This window comes from Chryseobacterium sp. CY350, from assembly GCF_027945075.1.
Taxonomy (GTDB): Bacteria; Bacteroidota; Bacteroidia; order Flavobacteriales; family Weeksellaceae; genus Chryseobacterium.
This window is the reverse complement of record NZ_CP116034.1, coordinates 327,188-342,678: the sequence shown is the minus strand read 5'-3', so window position 1 is coordinate 342,678 and position 15,491 is coordinate 327,188. Positions and strand designations below refer to the sequence as shown.

The window sequence follows — 15,491 nt, the reverse complement described above, 5'->3', positions numbered from 1 at the left end:
TATAAAATTTCTGAAAAGTAAAGTTTGATTAAACTTTATCAGATTTCTACAAATTAAATTTGTAATATAAATTCATCGCTGTAAAGGAAAGTTGATTGTTAAAATTGTTTGAAACTTTAAGTCCGGCAGAAGAATTTTTTGTTGTCTTAATACCCAAATTAACTCCTAGCTGAAAGTTTAAAGATCCGTTTCCATCGATAACTGCTACTCCAAGACCAGTAAATGCAGATATTTTTAAAAGTTTATCTGATTTGTTTTCTAATCCAAAAACAACGTTAGAAACACTTAGACTCGTAGAATTAGGCTTGGAATAAATAGAATTTACTTCTAGAAAATAGTTTTTAAATTGGTAACCTAATGCAGCATCAACATCAAATTCTGTTATTTTTTTGTGTGTCACTACTCCTGCTCCAATAGAAGCATAAGTTTTATTTTGTGAAAAACAAAAAGCAGATAGCAATAAGAAGGGTATTAAGAATTTTTTCATGGTTTAAATTTTTTTTAACTAGTTTTTTATTTGAATGTTTAATTTGTCCCAATTTTCTGTGGTATTGAGTAGTTTTAGCATTTCACAGATATTTTTGGGAGTTATATTTTGATTATTTATAGAAATTATTTCTGAATTAATTCCGAATTTTGAATCACTGGTGGAATAGCTTACAATGAGCTTTCCTTGGTATGAACTTGCTGCATGCACAGCATGATTTTTATTATATGGATTGTTTAATTTTTCAACGTCTATTATTTTATAATAAACCTTTTTATTTTTTCTATCAATGATCCAATTGAACTTTTTTATAAAATTGAAATTGACAATGCTACGTTTTGATCCTTGTGAAACTCCTACATATTGCACAAACTTTGTGTTTTTCATCTGAAAGTCTGCATCATACATCTTCAGTCGATTTACTATTTTTGTTCCTCCAACACTGTTTCCAATATAATCTATGGAGTTCATCAGTTTTCCAGGAGTATAAATATCTTCGTTAAGTAAGATAGGTCCATTATTTCCGGTGTCAAAAATGAAAAAATCACTTCTTCCTAACGCAAACAATTTAATTTTAAAAACGGAAGACATAGAGCTGAATTTGCTTTCTAAAAAAGTATATCCTAATGGGGAAGTTTGTAATTTGTCTAATATTTTTATATAGCCTTTCTCATAATTTAATTCGACAGGTAAGTCAGAATCCGTCAGTACATTTATAAGACCTTCATATTCATCATTACGAAAACAATTTTCTTCTTCTCTTCCAGTAATGAAAATAGGAATATTCTTTAGTCTAAAAAGTTTTGAAGAAATAGAATCGGATACATAATAAACCGAAGATATTTTACTCTGCTTATCAAAACCGGAAATATCCCGCTGTCTTAAAATTTTATCTTGTTTCAGAGCAAATTTTGCTTCATTTATTGTAACATCTGCTCCACTACCGGTATCAAAATACAAGTTATAATCTTGACCATTTATATTTGCAGTAACTGTTTTTTTACTGTCATTATTAAATTTTAGTTCAATCCCTTTTTCATAGATATAGGATTGATTAAAAGCGTTTGCAATCTCCTTACAAGACATGATTGTACATGCAAATACAAATAGTGTTATTATTTTTTTCATGAGATAGAATATTTGAAAGATAATATTAAGAGTTTCTGTTTGTATTTTTTAAGACTTTACTGTCTTGGTTATTAGTTTTAGTTTGCTGATATTACGGGATCAGTCTTTCGTTTTTTTGGAAACTTTACCGGGTTTCTGGTTGTGATTTTAGAGACTTCACTGTCTTGGCTTTTAGTATTTTATTATTTTACGGAATTAGAATTCCTATATTTTCATGGTGGTTTTATCATAAGAGAATAGTTGATGTGGTTTTTAAAATTTCGTGACTTAAACATTGTTTTCATTAAGATTATTAGTTATTTATTTTTGTTTATTTAAATTTTATACTTCAAAAGTATATCAGGCACAAGCAAAAAAAAATTAATTTCGATAGAAACGATTATTTATCGGTTCAGATATGAATTTTATACGATGAACTAATTTTTAAATATTAATAAAACTGTAGACTACAGTTAGAAGAGTTATTATGAAACATGAAACATATGATAAAAACTTGATAAATAAAATTATTATGGAATTTGAACAGACAGAACAACAACAACTAACTGAATTTGAGCTTTCAGAATTTGAAAATACAATTGGGCTTAATCTTTCTACAGATATTATACAACATTATCTGAATTATAACAGTGGCTACCCCGCCTTATGAGTATGTAAAAGATTTAAAAAATATCTTTACAATTAATAGTTTTTATCATCAATATAAATACTGGTATATTTAAAAATAGTAGCACGTAGTTTCTCTTAAAATCAATAGATTCTTGAAAGAAGTTTGTTAACGCTGCTAACAATATTGCGAAGCTCGTGATGTAGAGCATCATGCTTATTAGAAATTGTGTTTTTGTTGGGTTTTCAAGCCAGTTACTTTTGTTATTCATCTTATTAATTATTTAGCTTTTTGAAATAGTTTGTTAAAATTTTTGCAACTGCAATCGTTGCAAAGATGAGGACAACCAGAAGCATATAGTTTTCTCTGAAGGCCGGTGCTTTTTCAAAAAGTTCTGTCATAACAGCTACTATTAAAACAAAGCTTGTTGTGTACCAAGCTAAAACAGCTATTAATTGTTTTTTTGTTGGATTTGTTACCCATGTCGTTTTTTGTTTCATAATTTATTTTAAATTTTATTTTGTTTCTGTGGCAAATATATATTAGTAAAAAGTCTTATTCCAAATCCTCTAACTTTTCAAGCTATCTAAAAGGATAAATTATATTTTTGGGTAGAAAAATTATCTTTCTCAATGGGAAAAAAATCTTTTTGAATAGAAAAACTTAAAAATTAATACTCTGATTAACAATTGCTTGACATGCATTTGTGTTTTTGTGAAATATTTCCGTTATTTGGCAGATTATTCACTTTTTCAATGACCAAAAATTGTCAGTTTTTACTTCTCACTTTAACTCTTATTTTCTTTTCGGAATTTATGAGAGCACAAAACCTAACCGATGAATCTTCAAAATTTGAAAAAATTCACAAAGAAATCATAACTGCTAAAAACAGAGATCTAGCTTTCGCTCTTTGCAAAAAATACATTGATTTAGCTAAAAAAGAAGACGACACTCAGGAATTACTTAATGGTTATGAAAGTGCTTCGGGTATGGCTAATGATAGCATCGGTCTAAAGTACGGAGACAGCATCTTAACTTTGGCAGTAAAACTGAAAGATCAGGTTGCCATTGGAAATTCTTACTACACAATAGCTACAAGAAGTTTAATGATAAGTGATTATAAAAAAGCTTCAGAATTTTCAGTGATTGCATACGAATATTATCTAACACAAAAGCCGGAGGAAATTGTAAAATCTATATTTACGATAGCAAAACTGAAGTCTTTGATTAATGAGGATGAATCTGCCCAAAAACTGTTAAACGAACAGTATCAGCATCTCAAGAAAAATTTAACGCCACCTAATAATAAATTATGGTATCGGTTTTACCTGACTTCCTTGATAATGACAAATGCAAAACTTCAAAAACATAAAGAAAATGAATTTCTTATCAAGGAGTCTTACAATTTTGATAAGACAAATAAAGAAATTAGTTTAAGTAATTATCAAGCAATTTTTGCAGATGCTTACAACGATTTCTATATGAAAAAATATACGTCTGCAATACGAAAAATAAATCTTGCAACAGATATGATGGGTAGAACAAATATTCAAGTATCTGAAAATGTAACTTTTCTTTTAGCCCAATGCTATTGGAAAACCGGCAAAATAGATCAAGCTTTTCCTATCTTTGAAAAAATAAAAAATAATTTTCTCAAAACCAAGAAAACAACTTTAGCCTTCCGTCCCGCATTCGACTTCTTTACAGAATATTACAAGAAAAACGGAACTACAGAACAGCAATTGGCATCATTAAATGATTTGCTGGAGTTTGACAAGTTTGAAAAAGATGTTAAAAACTATGTTCAATTAAAGCTAAAAGACTTTGACGATAAACATAAAACAGAAGAACAGGCTCTGTCTGAAGATGAGCAAAAGTTTAGCGATTGGCTGAGTATCGCTATTATTTCTTTAAGTTCGATTGGTGTCGTTTATTTTGGGTATCGAAAAATTAAAGCCAACAAAAAGAAAAACAGCCAAGAAATTTTGGAAATTAGAAACACTATTACTAAGGTTTCTCGACAGCCAAAAACAAAAGAAGAAATAAATGAAGTTTTTGAAAATGCCGAAATAGATTACAGTTTATACCGACCGATTAACAAACTTACAGTCGATCAGATTCTCGCTTCGATGAAAAATTTCGAATCATCTTTTGGATTTTTAGAGCAGGATCTTAAACTTACCGCTTTAGCACAGAAATTTAACACCAATGACAAGTATTTGAGCAAAGTCATTAAAGTATATTTTGGTAAAACTTTCAATACATATCTTACCGATTTAAGATTTGAATATCTTGATAAAAAACTTAAAATTGATTCTCAATTTAAAAATCAAAAGATTAAAGAAATCTCTTCCAAATTAGGGTTTGGAAGTCCTGAATTTTTCGCAACAGCATTCAAGGAAAAGTATGGTAAATCACCAAAAGAATATTTTGAAAGCTGATGATAACTCACAAAAAAAAGCTATTTCATGTAACGAAATCGCTTTTCTTATTTAAAATTTTCTCTGATTACAAATCAAAAGAAATACCTGCCATGAAAGCAAACTGGTTGTTCAGAAGTCTGTAGTTGTCAGAATCGTTATTGTATTTTGCAATTGGAAGCTGGATTTCTGTGAAAACGCCAAAGTCTTTTTTGTAGAAATATCTTGTTCCCGTATGAGTTCAATTTTTTATCTAATTCTTGATAATTAAATTAAACAAAATTTATTAAACCTCTATTTTAAGGGACATTTCTTTTAAAAAAACACTATTAATAACAGTATAACTATTTTTTAACTTGCATATTCTTTATTCCCTCATCCGTATGATTGTCAAGAATTTTAGCATATCTATAAAATGTTGCCCTGGTTAATCCAAATGGTTTGTATATATCTTCCGGCCGTAGAGTCGGATCTTTATAAATTGAGCGTAGAAGAAGTAGCTTTGAAATTGTTTCAGCTGTATAACCTTTAGGTCTACCACCAAGCCTACCTCTAGCCCTTGCAGATTGCAGTCCTGCATTAGTTCTCTCTCTTATCAACTCTCTTTCATATTCGGCCAAAGAAGCCATGAGATTCAAAAATAGTCGCCCATTAATAGTTGATGTATCTACACCATCTACAAGACCTTTTATTATAATTCCCTTATCACTCAAACTTAAAACAAGATCAATAATATTTTTTAAACTTCTACCTAAACGGTCAAGTCGCCAAACATAAAATTCATCACCTTCTCTGAACTGTTCTATCATTTTATCAAGTTCGGGGCGATTCTTTGTCGCACCCGATATTTTCTCCTGATAAATTTTCTCACAACCTGCTTTTTCTAAAGCTTCAATTTGCAAATCCAAATTTTGATCTTTGGTCGAAACCCGGGCATATCCTATTTTAATAATTTTGTTACATTAAACTCATACTCCATAAATTTATGAAATTTTGTTTAATGATACGAGATTTTAAGAGAGTTAATTAAAATATTAAGATTTTAAAATCCACATATTCCAAAATCTCAAAATATTACCGTTTAAACAATTTTAGGTTTTACTAAATATTGGGAAAGCAGAGACTACATTTTATAAATATTCAGTCGAATTTTTACAGTTGATTAGAAAATTTATAGAAGTATCGAATAGTATAGATTTAGATTTCATAATCTATTGACCAGTACAGAACCATTCATTTAAATCTTTAAAACCGCCATACACTAATGAACAATCGTCAACATATGAATACCTTCCTTTGATTAACCGTTTCGTAGTATTTCCATTATCATCATTGTCTAAAAAAAGCGAGATACTGCTATATTGTTTAAGATCATCGTCAGCTTTAAAAAGCATTGCTGTTGAATTAAGAATTAAATAATCTACGTTTGAATGATCCTGTCTCTCTAAATTTTTGTACGTCAGGTAATCGAAAAAACCTTCAAAAATGATAACCTCCTTGCTTTCTATGAATTTATTTTTGATTAGAGTAATATCTTTTGTACCCAAACAAATTTTGGAATATTTATTTCGAATTTCAATTCCTCCTGAATTATTATAAAATCCAATTCCAAAGTATTTCTTTCCTTTCAGGTCATAAAAAATTTCTTTAACCAAACCTTTTTGTTCGTAAACCTTTCGGGATTTTAAATACTGAATCAATCCGGGATGCTGAATTTCTCCTTCACTGAGAATACGATAGGTTTTGCTTAGTGAGCATTTTTCGCTCTTATCGATCAATTTGGAAGAAAAATTAAATTTCTCCAAATATTTTAATGCATCAGAAATACAACATCTGTTCATCAGCTGAACAATTGAAATCACGTCGTAAGTTTTCCCCGTTCCAAAATCATACGCTTTGTTTTTTAAAAAATCGACAGAGAAACTGGGGATCTTTTCCTCTCTGTCTAGCGCAAAATAGAATGCAGTCCTTGTATTTTCTTTCACTGGGAAAAGTTTAAACGATTCTAAAACCGCTCTTATACTTACCTTTCTTTTCAAATCTTCACAATTCATTTTTTTTCTTTTTTAAAGCAATTTTCTTTTAACATTTTCCTTTTTATAAAAAAAAAGACTTTTTAATTTCTTTGATAATACTTTTAGTGATACGCCGAACCGGCTTATGGGAAAGCATTTGAAGCGCATTTTTAGTGAGTTCAAATCCTAATTGTAGTCAGTGCAAATCCGAAGTTGAAGCACGTGCAAATCCGAAAAAGCTAACAAAATGAAGTGAGTCCTAGTCCGATTAACATTTATATTGCCCTTTGTTTTTTTAAATTTTCTACAATTTCAGACCGCTATTCACATTTTGGAAAAGGCTGATATGTTTGAGTGAGTGCAATCCCGAATTTTTATTGAGTAGTTTCCTTTCTTTTAACATTTTGTTAACTTTAGTGAGTTCAATTCCGAGTTTTGGGTGCGTTCAATTCCGAATTCAGACGATGATTGGGTAACCGTTTGGAAGCAACTCCCCCATTTTCGTTTTCCTATAAATCTGAATAATGTACTCTTGAATCTTAAGTAAGAAGTTCATTCCTCGAAATTGTGTCGACTTAATTCCTTGCAAACGGGTTGTGCGGATAAACTCTTCGAAAGCTTTTTCTATTAACGCTCTAATTTGCGGCATATGTCTGTATTGATGGGACAATTGGATTATTTCACTTTTTTGTAAACCATATCTTTTTCTGAAATAGATTAATCTTCGGGATATCTTATACTTTTCATCAGGAAACTCTTTTGTTAGATTCTGTACTGGACCTATATTTCGAGATAGATCTTCATCTGCTTTCATTTTGATCCGATATGGTATAATGTTTATCGAATCTTTTTTGTATTTATAAATGAAAGAATGCGTATTAAATCGATCTAAATTTAATTTTGCAGGTTTTAGAAATTTAAAACATATGTCTTTTGCAGTTTTATAGTTTAATCCAAATTTTTCATTTAGTGTTGACAGCTTGATTACCGTTCCATTTTCAGGAATTTTTGTCAGCCATATGGCGAAGATTATCTGTTTGTTGTTTCTGACATTGTAAACAAGATTATACAAAACGTAATTGTATTCGGGAATTACCATTAACTTTTTAAGCCAGTAACTGCTGATTAAAAACGTTGTGTATCCTCTTCTATCATGGCTCGGTGTAGCAATGATTCCGCCAAATGTTTTGATATCTTTTCCTTTTGCATTGACTGATGTGTGCCAGCTCATTTTAAATTTTGCAAGAAATTCGTATGCTTCTACTACTTGTCTGGTAGAGCCACTCGGAGAAATTTTACTATTCCTGATTTTTATTGAAGCAAATACATTATTTTCCGTCTCGAACTCTTCATCGAATAATGATAGTTGCTTGGGTCTGTCTTCAGGTCGAAATTGAGCGCTGCTGATAATGCTGACAATATTAAAAATTACCCTTAATGCATTAATAGGAATATCTGCTGCTTTGTGGTTATCGAATATAAAATCATCCACAAAATGATTTCCCAATCTGATTTTATCCGGATCGCTATTTCTTGTTTCAAATTCCTTTCGGATGATTCTTTTAGGATGATCTGACATTCTTTTTCAATTTATTTTAAGATCTTGATAACTTCTTTTTATAATTTATTTCTATCTATATCTTTAGGAAGTTTAACATGAGGTAATTTTCTCATCGAAAGCTGATGGTCGATGGGTTCATTGTTAATGTACGGTAGAATATTTTTCAGGGAAGACTTCCAGTTGGTAATAAGCCGGTCTGAATTACTCTGCCATCCATTTTCCAACCACGCTTTATACTTTTTTTCCAGGCAGGAATCTATTTCCGGTCGATACGTTGATAATGTTCGCGCGAAATCAGTAAATTCGTCGAATGTGGGAATATCTTTGATAGCCCTAAAATTTCCTGATTTTGGTAAAGCTGGAAGATGCTCATAGTTTTCAGCATTACGAGGTGCTGATTTTTTATCAACTCTTATTTTTTCTCTTTTTCCAGGCTGAACGAGTGACAAGGAATAATTCAATAACAGAACATAGCTGCATGGAAGTCCGTTTCGCGACTTAAAGTCGATCAACCCCAACTCGTAAAGTTTCTCTCTTGTCGCTTTCACTGTTTTCCTCGTTAATGACAACGCTTCGCTTACCGCCCCATCGGAAAGCTGGAACTCAGGCTGATCTTTTTTAAATCCAATTTTAAGGAGATAGAGATACATTGAAATACCTGTCGACCCTATCCGATATTTATGATTAAAATCCCAGAACTGATGTATCAATTGTAGATAAGTCATTTTTTATTTTTTTTTCCGAAAAGCAACAATGCCTTTTCTTTGTCTATGATGATAATGTTTCCGTTTTGAATGATTGCCTCGTCCAATAATCCTGATGATTTTACTTCTGAAGCTTTTGAAACGGAACAGCCTAAAATTTTCGCCAAACCTTTGAGACCGTATTCATACTTCTTTTCAGTACTGATGTATTTTGAAATCTCAATGAATTCGCGGACAGTCAGTTTCCAGATGGGTGTATTAGGATCAAGTATGTTCATGAATGTGGAGTTTGATTTTTATTTTTGTGCTTTAAAATCCAGCACCTTGCAGCAGATTTCCAGCACTTCATTGGTTTACTGTCCATTAGATTCCAGTTTTTAGATTGATAAAGAGAATAAAATTGATGAGCCATCGCAGACGCTAAATCACGCTCATTAAAATACAGTTCAACTTCGTGAATCATCGGTACAGAAAAGAAAACCGCGTCGCGTGATACTTTTCTGGAATCAGGCGCAACCTTATTTTTCCTGCAGTCTCCATTTGCAAAATCAATAATCTCAATGCAACTCCCCACAAAAGAATTGTAATTGGGTGAATAGTTAATAAATCCTGCATCATCCAGTTCTTTTATGCATTTGTGATAGGTAGCAAAAGATTTTATTTTACCAAGCTTCATTACCTCTTTTCTACTTATCCGAACTGAAATTTGATAATTACTTCTTCTCCATATCTGAAATAACGCAATATATATACTGATATGCGCTGCAGTCATGCGACGATCTTTTATCACATTCCCGAAAAAATCAATGATCTTGTTATCCTGTCTCATAACTACTGATTTAATGTTTGGAATTAGTCAGTAGTTTCTCAATATCATTATAATTATAATAGAGAGATCCCCCTATTTTACTGTGTGATATTGTTCCATTAATCCTCAGGTTTTGCAATGTTCCGGAAGAGATGTTAAGGAGCTTTTTGACCTCAGAGGTGCGAAGCCATAATTTTTGTTCTGTTGTTTTGTTGTGTAGAAGGTTCGTGATATCTTCCAGCAATTCAGCTTTAAACTGCTGGAGATCTTCTTTGGTGATAATGGAAATTGCCATGATTTTTTAAATTGTTTTGTCTTACAAAATTTCAAAATCACACAATAGATCTTTCGGTAGTTTTTCGGTACTACCGAAAGTTACTGTTGTAATGCCTATGGTTAAGCAGTTTTTAAAAAAGAACCTATTTAAAAAGAACCATTTTTTGAAAAAACAGCTTTTAATCCGAATGAATTAAAAGCAGATAATATGATTGAAATCTTTCAACTTACCCTTTCTACAATGTAATATGATTACTTAAATTCCTTCAGCACTAAAATTACTGCTCCTTCCCTATCTGTGTCAGATATCCAAGTCATCTATATACTGATCCAAATTTTTCTGGAGCAATGACAAAAACTTAGTTCTATCCATTTTTCTTAATCTGATCTCACTTAAAGTCTTATGATAATTTCCCAAATTGATGTGCAAGGAATTTTCTGCCCATCTGAAGATTTCTGCAAGATCTGATTGCCCCCCGTTGAAGCATTTTGTTTGATGAAGCGCATACAAAAGCTCAATTAATGCAACCTTTGGGGCTGTCCATTCTAGATTCTTAATGTGGGCGATTGAGCCTTCCTCAACTTCTTTGGAATCGATTTTATTCGATAAATAATGATCCAACAGATCATTGGATAAGATCTGAGCTACAATGTGGTCATGTGATGTTGAAAATTCTTCATCATAACTATACAGTTCGGGACTGAGCTTTAATTTAAAATCAAATTTAAACCGGACAAAATATTTTTTATCAAGATAGGTAGATTTGCGGCGGTAATAACTGATAAACTCTCTTTGTTCATTATAGAAATATAAAAGATTTGCCCTTTCATTCTCATAGTAAGCTCTCAGTGCATCGGGATCAGCGTAAGGTTTCGAAGCATCTATTGCCAGCACTTTGGAGTAGTAAATATAAACTGCTATAAATTGGGGCTTGGTATTTTTAAAAAAGTGGATTTCGTCGCTCCAGTCTGAGAATTGATATTGTCTTAAATTATCTTTCAACTGCCTAATCGCAACATCTGTTTCCATGAGAATTTCTTCAGACCTGGTCACAATATCATCATCACTTCTGTTAATCTGATCTACAGTCGTTGTTAGATCCTTCCAGATCTGCTCATTTTTTTTTCGGAAATTTTGTCCGTTCATACGTATAAATATTTTTGGTAACGTAAAAATCGGATTTAAAATCTAGCTAAACATTCTCCTGATTCAATTCTTCCGCTCTTTTCCGAACAAAGTCTGCAGGCCTTATTCCGTGAATCTCCAAAAAATGGTTTGAAAAAACCTGCCTGTTTTTCATTCCGCCTTCTTTGGCTAAAGTCTCCATACTGTATTTTAAATAGATTTTATCTTCCATAAGCTTTCTTGTAATATATTCGATACGAAGATTCTTGATATAGGTGTGGTAAGTTGTGTGGAGATGGTTGTTTAAAAAATAAGATAATGCGTTTCTTTTGCATCCAATCAATTTTGCCATCTGCTCCAAGGTGAGATCTATATCTCTAAACTTTTCCTTTTCAACAAAAACTTTCAGATTTTTTTTGATATTTTCTATCACTTCAACACTATATAGGTCCTTAGCTTGATGCACCACTATTTCTGATTCTCTCGGTGAGGATATTGTATGATTATTTAGCTTCTCCAGTAATTGATGATATTTTAAAGTAAGCCTGTGCTCTCTCTTTCGATGGCGATTGATCAAATAAAAAAGAAGGATCAAGCTGCCTGCAATGATGACAAAAATAAGTACAAGACCATACTTGTTTTTTTTCAGAAGGCGGTCACGGTCTTCTGTCAGCGAGTTAATATCATATTCTTTGTAAATTCCTGCCGACAAAAATGCAAAATCCGCTTTCACAATAGAATCGACTCTGATCAGCTGATTGGTGTAATACAATTGCTGACGTTCATTGTTTTTCTCTTTGGCATCGTCAATCAGGTACTGATAGTTCGCTGTTATTTCGGGAGTAACAAATTTAAATTCGGTAATGATTGAATCAACCCGATTTAAATAAACCAGGGAAGTCTGTCGATCTCCGGAATTCCAGTAAACTTTCCCAATGTAGAAGTCAACGGTAGCCAATGAAGCGAAATCTCCTTCTTTCATCAAAATATTTTCTGCAAGCTTTAGATGCTTTAAGCCTGTTTTATAATCTCCCTTTCTGATCTGCTGAATCCCTTTGCCTTTCTGAAAATAGGCAAATTCAAGAGGATGATGATCTGCGGATTTGAGCCGTTTAATGCCTATTGCAATCAGGGAGTCTTCTTTACGGTATTGTTTTAGATTTTTATAGCAACTGCTGAGACGGTAAATGCTGTTATAATATCCCGATTCGTTATTGAGTCTGATATTGGGATGGTCTTTATCAGAAATATTTCGCTCGAAGTATATTGCTGTTTCCATAAAGTGACGAGACGCCTCTTCGTAATATCCTAAATATGATCGTACCATCCCCAAATGATACACTATTTTATTTCTCATATACAGGTCTTTCGTTTCTTTTGCGGTTGATAATGCTATAAGATATTGCTGAAGAGCCAACCTGTAATCCCTCTTATTATAGTAGTAAATAATTCCTTTTTTAAGATATGCCCAGGATATAAGATCGGCCTTTTTACTCTTTAAAGAAACTGTCACTGCGCTATCTGCATACCTTAACTTTTGATGAACTGAAGAGCTATAATAAACCGCTTCATCATAGCCTGCAATCAATTTCGATGCTTTTTGTTCTTTTTTGGCCTTTCTTATATACAGATTAACGAAAACCATTGCCCGCTCATCATTTTCTGAATACGAAGATAAGAGATGGGATATCTGGGCATAAGAGTAAGCCTGTTTCTGAGCTTGTATCCCTGTCAGCAACAGTAATGAAAAAAAGAACAGAATTTTATTCAAGTTTTGCATGCGATTCTGGTGTTCTCAAATTTAAAAAAAATGTCCTCATAATTTGGAATCTTTTGAGAGCTGTAACCTGACTTTCCGGAGACATCTTTCAAACCGTTACAAATCAATATAATACCTAATAATTCACCGGTAATAGCGGATCCATTGTTACGTCATTTCCCATCCACACGCACATCATTGTCTTTTTTTCAAGTATCAGTCGTCCTAATTTCGAAACCAGAATTCTAATTAAACCGGCCGGATAACTTTTTAACAACCACTAAAACATTATGAAAAAGTATATCAAAATTTTAGGTTTAGCAGCAATCGTACCCATACAGTCGTGCGAAGGTTCAGCAGGAGAAATGATTCCAGAAAAACCGGAAGATCATTCAGTAAAGTTCATCGAAAAGGAATCGCTGTTGAAAACAAATAGTAAAGAGTCATTGCAGGATCCAAACATTTCCGGCATTGATACGGGAGATGACGACGATGAACCCAAAAGAGACAAATCTCACTGGAGAATTGCCGAAGATACAATCTGGTAACAACATCAATAAAAAAAAATGATCAGCAACGGCAGAAACCCAGCGGAGAAACAATCATATTACAGTCAGGTAAAAAATGTACTGTAAGCGGCGAATGGGAAGTACAGGGAACTATATCAACAGTATGCTATGTTAGGGCAGGCGAACTGATGCCTTTGTACTGTGCGAAGAAAGTAACATGGATATTAACTCAAAAAGGATAAATAACAATACATGAAAACCATAAAAGTTAGATTTGTAGACATCATAAGCTATTTTTTCATCCTGTTGTTTTGCTATGCAACCGTAAGTAAAATAATGGATTTTGAAAATTTCCAGGCTCAGATCGGGCAATCTCCTTTGATCAGCTCGTTTACCGCGTTTGGTTCGTATGGAATCCTAATCACAGAAATATTGGTCTGCCTTCTTCTCTTAACGAATAAGACCAGAATTTATGGATTATATGGATCTTTCATGTTGATGGTATTGTTCAGCGTTTATATTTATTTGATTTTAAACTATAGTGAATTCGTGCCGTGCTCATGTGGAGGAATTCTGGAAAAAATGGATTGGCACACCCACCTGTGGTTTAATATATCGTGTTTCGTGCTGGCAGCGATATCAATTCTGCTTCATAATAATGATCAAGCACGAAACTATTTCTTTAAGATCATTCTGCTTTTAACAATGCTATGTTTCTGCGTTTTGCTGATGTTTTTTATCCATAAGAGGTCTGAAGTGATAATGAGGAAAGATAATGGATTTGTACGGCGTTTTTTACCACATGCGGTCATAGAAGAGAAAAGATTTGATTTAGGAATTAATTCATATTATTTTGCAGGCATAAGCAGTGACACGATCTATCTGGGGAGCATAACAGCACCCTTCACGTTGAGCAAATTAGTGGATTTCAAAACACTTAGGGAGCAGTTTTTAAAACCATCAAAATATGACGACACCTTTTTCGCACCGATGATCGAGGTGAAGAATAATCAAATATTTCTCAGCGACGGTACCGTGCCAATCATTTACAAAGGATCTGTCCATTCCGATCAATTGAAAGTTCTTGACCAGCCTCAGTTTACTTTTCAAAAGATCTCCCATCTTGCAGATTCTTCTTTTGTTGTGACTGCATACCATAGAAAGCAGGGAATTCAAAGCCTCGGAATCTACCATCCTGGAAGAGAAAAGCACGTTTTATGGAACCCAAAACTCCTTGAAAAAGTTAAAGACGGGTATTTTGACCCTGATGGACATCTTCATTACGACAGCAGTTTACAGAAACTTGTGTACGTCTATCTCTACAAGAATAAATACATTACGACAGATCTCAATTTAAATCTCAAAGATACCTACAGAACCATTGACACGGTAACAGTTCCCCAGTTAGATATTGTTTATTCAAAAAACCAGACAAGAAAACTTGGTGGCAAGACTGTTACCGTCAACAAAAGATCGGCAGTCCATCACGGGATTTTATTTATTCAATCAGACAGAATTGGAAAATATGAACATAAGGAATTGTGGAAAAAAATGGTCACCGTTGATATGTATTCCATCGTGCAGCAGAAATACATTGGCAGCTTTTATTTGCCAAAGAAGGAAAAGCAGCAACGTATGCAATTTATTGTAGATGACAAAAACCTTTATCTCATCGTTGAAAATGAAATTATTAAATATCGTTTTGCGCAAAACATCACGCAACATTTCATTTCGGGGGTAGCCGAAAACCTGAACAAAGAGTAGGCACAACTAAATTTCAATTATCATGAAAAAAGTAAGACAAATCGCATTGCCGTTAGCAATCCTTTTCGTGGGAGCAGGAAGTGCGTACGCTACAAGCGTAACAAAAAGCAGCACAAAAGATGCCGCAGAGAAATTAGGATACCGTTGGAATCCTGATGCACAAGGGGTAAAATGTATCCAAAGTGAAGAACTTTGTACTACAGAAAATACCGGGAATATTTGTACAGTTGTTGAAGGAAGTACTACCCATCAGTTATTTGACGGGGATGGAATTCCTTGCGAACAAGTAATGTACAGAATTCAATAATTTTCAGAATATTATTTTTG

Annotated in this window: 17 protein-coding genes and 1 pseudogene; 5 read left to right on the top strand and 13 right to left on the bottom strand. The window is 32.8% G+C overall.

Going from position 1 to position 15,491, the window contains the following annotated elements; translation table 11 throughout:
- Window positions 1-46: 46 nt before the first annotated feature.
- Together PGH12_RS01490 and PGH12_RS01485 are read right to left on the bottom strand one after the other, a co-directional pair.
- Window positions 47-487, bottom strand: a complete 441-nt coding sequence (locus PGH12_RS01490; protein ID WP_267597734.1) for a hypothetical protein — start codon at window positions 485-487, stop codon at window positions 47-49.
- 18 nt (window positions 488-505) lie between these two features.
- On the bottom strand, window positions 506-1,615 hold the full coding sequence (locus PGH12_RS01485; protein ID WP_267597735.1) for a hypothetical protein: 1,110 nt from the start codon (window positions 1,613-1,615) through the stop codon (window positions 506-508).
- 466 nt (window positions 1,616-2,081) lie between these two features.
- Here PGH12_RS01485 and PGH12_RS01480 point away from each other — a divergent pair, with 466 nt between their 5' ends.
- Entirely contained in the window at window positions 2,082-2,264 is a 183-nt protein-coding gene (locus tag PGH12_RS01480) for a hypothetical protein (RefSeq protein ID WP_267597736.1), read from the top strand.
- A 233-nt stretch (window positions 2,265-2,497) separates the two neighbouring features.
- Here the strand turns inward: PGH12_RS01480 and PGH12_RS01475 are convergent, their stop codons facing one another.
- Window positions 2,498-2,722: a hypothetical protein gene (locus PGH12_RS01475; RefSeq protein ID WP_267597737.1), complete on the bottom strand. Its 225-nt coding sequence runs from the start codon at window positions 2,720-2,722 to the stop codon at window positions 2,498-2,500.
- Between the two features lie 315 nt (window positions 2,723-3,037).
- On the opposite strand from PGH12_RS01475, the gene PGH12_RS01470 reads away from it, so the two are divergent.
- Entirely contained in the window at window positions 3,038-4,663 is a 1,626-nt protein-coding gene (locus PGH12_RS01470; protein ID WP_267597738.1) for a helix-turn-helix domain-containing protein, read from the top strand.
- Window positions 4,664-4,730: 67 nt separating this feature from the next.
- Here PGH12_RS01470 and PGH12_RS19085 read toward each other — a convergent pair.
- From PGH12_RS19085 to PGH12_RS01425, 10 genes and pseudogenes are all read right to left on the bottom strand, one after another.
- Window positions 4,731-4,871, bottom strand: a pseudogene (locus PGH12_RS19085) (DUF6646 family protein); the annotation flags it as partial.
- Between the two features lie 115 nt (window positions 4,872-4,986).
- Window positions 4,987-5,586 carry a recombinase family protein gene (locus PGH12_RS01465; RefSeq protein WP_442867866.1) on the bottom strand — a complete coding sequence of 200 codons (600 nt, stop codon included), beginning with the start codon at window positions 5,584-5,586 and terminating at the stop codon, window positions 4,987-4,989.
- Between the two features lie 267 nt (window positions 5,587-5,853).
- Complete coding sequence (locus PGH12_RS01460) at window positions 5,854-6,696, bottom strand: DUF8464 domain-containing protein (protein ID WP_267597739.1); 843 nt, start codon at window positions 6,694-6,696, stop codon at window positions 5,854-5,856.
- Between the two features lie 418 nt (window positions 6,697-7,114).
- The gene (locus tag PGH12_RS01455) at window positions 7,115-8,236 is read right to left on the bottom strand and encodes a hypothetical protein (protein WP_267597740.1); all 1,122 of its coding nucleotides are present in this window, start codon (window positions 8,234-8,236) and stop codon (window positions 7,115-7,117) included.
- Between the two features lie 38 nt (window positions 8,237-8,274).
- Window positions 8,275-8,943, bottom strand: a complete 669-nt coding sequence (locus PGH12_RS01450) for a hypothetical protein (protein ID WP_267597741.1) — start codon at window positions 8,941-8,943, stop codon at window positions 8,275-8,277.
- Entirely contained in the window at window positions 8,940-9,200 is a 261-nt protein-coding gene (locus PGH12_RS01445; protein WP_267597742.1) for a DUF3853 family protein, read from the bottom strand. Before PGH12_RS01445 ends, PGH12_RS01450 begins: the two co-directional genes overlap by 4 nt.
- Window positions 9,197-9,751 (bottom strand): hypothetical protein, encoded by a 555-nt coding sequence (locus PGH12_RS01440; protein WP_267597743.1) that lies wholly within the window; start codon window positions 9,749-9,751, stop codon window positions 9,197-9,199. Before PGH12_RS01440 ends, PGH12_RS01445 begins: the two co-directional genes overlap by 4 nt.
- Window positions 9,752-9,761: 10 nt before the next feature.
- Entirely contained in the window at window positions 9,762-10,025 is a 264-nt protein-coding gene (locus PGH12_RS01435) for a helix-turn-helix domain-containing protein (protein ID WP_267597744.1), read from the bottom strand.
- A gap of 282 nt (window positions 10,026-10,307) precedes the next feature.
- Window positions 10,308-11,153, bottom strand: a complete 846-nt coding sequence (locus tag PGH12_RS01430) for an RteC domain-containing protein (RefSeq protein ID WP_267597745.1) — start codon at window positions 11,151-11,153, stop codon at window positions 10,308-10,310.
- A gap of 46 nt (window positions 11,154-11,199) precedes the next feature.
- Window positions 11,200-12,903 (bottom strand): helix-turn-helix domain-containing protein, encoded by a 1,704-nt coding sequence (locus PGH12_RS01425; protein WP_267597746.1) that lies wholly within the window; start codon window positions 12,901-12,903, stop codon window positions 11,200-11,202.
- Window positions 12,904-13,181: 278 nt separating this feature from the next.
- Between PGH12_RS01425 and PGH12_RS01420 the strand changes: the two genes are divergently transcribed.
- From PGH12_RS01420 to PGH12_RS01410, 3 genes are all read left to right on the top strand, one after another.
- Window positions 13,182-13,439, top strand: coding sequence for a hypothetical protein (locus PGH12_RS01420; protein WP_267597747.1), 258 nt, complete (start codon window positions 13,182-13,184; stop codon window positions 13,437-13,439).
- Window positions 13,440-13,652: 213 nt separating this feature from the next.
- On the top strand, window positions 13,653-15,164 hold the full coding sequence (locus PGH12_RS01415) for a MauE/DoxX family redox-associated membrane protein (protein ID WP_267597748.1): 1,512 nt from the start codon (window positions 13,653-13,655) through the stop codon (window positions 15,162-15,164).
- A gap of 22 nt (window positions 15,165-15,186) precedes the next feature.
- Window positions 15,187-15,471, top strand: a complete 285-nt coding sequence (locus tag PGH12_RS01410) for a DUF6520 family protein (RefSeq protein ID WP_267597749.1) — start codon at window positions 15,187-15,189, stop codon at window positions 15,469-15,471.
- Window positions 15,472-15,491: the final 20 nt, after the last annotated feature.

Excerpts from the sequence above, each read along its gene's own strand:
- PGH12_RS01470 (WP_267597738.1), top strand. The coding sequence starts at position 3,038 with ATGAGAGCACAAAACCTAACCGATGAATCTTCAAAATTTGAAAAAATT.
- PGH12_RS01435 (WP_267597744.1), bottom strand. The coding sequence starts at position 10,025 with ATGGCAATTTCCATTATCACCAAAGAAGATCTCCAGCAGTTTAAAGCT.
- PGH12_RS01450 (WP_267597741.1), bottom strand. The coding sequence starts at position 8,943 with ATGACTTATCTACAATTGATACATCAGTTCTGGGATTTTAATCATAAA.
- PGH12_RS01445 (WP_267597742.1), bottom strand. The coding sequence starts at position 9,200 with ATGAACATACTTGATCCTAATACACCCATCTGGAAACTGACTGTCCGC.
- PGH12_RS01430 (WP_267597745.1), bottom strand. The coding sequence starts at position 11,153 with ATGAACGGACAAAATTTCCGAAAAAAAAATGAGCAGATCTGGAAGGAT.
- PGH12_RS01475 (WP_267597737.1), bottom strand. The coding sequence starts at position 2,722 with ATGAAACAAAAAACGACATGGGTAACAAATCCAACAAAAAAACAATTA.
- PGH12_RS01490 (WP_267597734.1), bottom strand. The coding sequence starts at position 487 with ATGAAAAAATTCTTAATACCCTTCTTATTGCTATCTGCTTTTTGTTTT.
- PGH12_RS01410 (WP_267597749.1), top strand. The coding sequence starts at position 15,187 with ATGAAAAAAGTAAGACAAATCGCATTGCCGTTAGCAATCCTTTTCGTG.
- PGH12_RS01485 (WP_267597735.1), bottom strand. The coding sequence starts at position 1,615 with ATGAAAAAAATAATAACACTATTTGTATTTGCATGTACAATCATGTCT.
- PGH12_RS01415 (WP_267597748.1), top strand. The coding sequence starts at position 13,653 with ATGAAAACCATAAAAGTTAGATTTGTAGACATCATAAGCTATTTTTTC.
- PGH12_RS01455 (WP_267597740.1), bottom strand. The coding sequence starts at position 8,236 with ATGTCAGATCATCCTAAAAGAATCATCCGAAAGGAATTTGAAACAAGA.
- PGH12_RS01440 (WP_267597743.1), bottom strand. The coding sequence starts at position 9,751 with ATGAGACAGGATAACAAGATCATTGATTTTTTCGGGAATGTGATAAAA.
- PGH12_RS01420 (WP_267597747.1), top strand. The coding sequence starts at position 13,182 with ATGAAAAAGTATATCAAAATTTTAGGTTTAGCAGCAATCGTACCCATA.
- PGH12_RS01480 (WP_267597736.1), top strand. The coding sequence starts at position 2,082 with ATGAAACATGAAACATATGATAAAAACTTGATAAATAAAATTATTATG.
- PGH12_RS01460 (WP_267597739.1), bottom strand. The coding sequence starts at position 6,696 with ATGAATTGTGAAGATTTGAAAAGAAAGGTAAGTATAAGAGCGGTTTTA.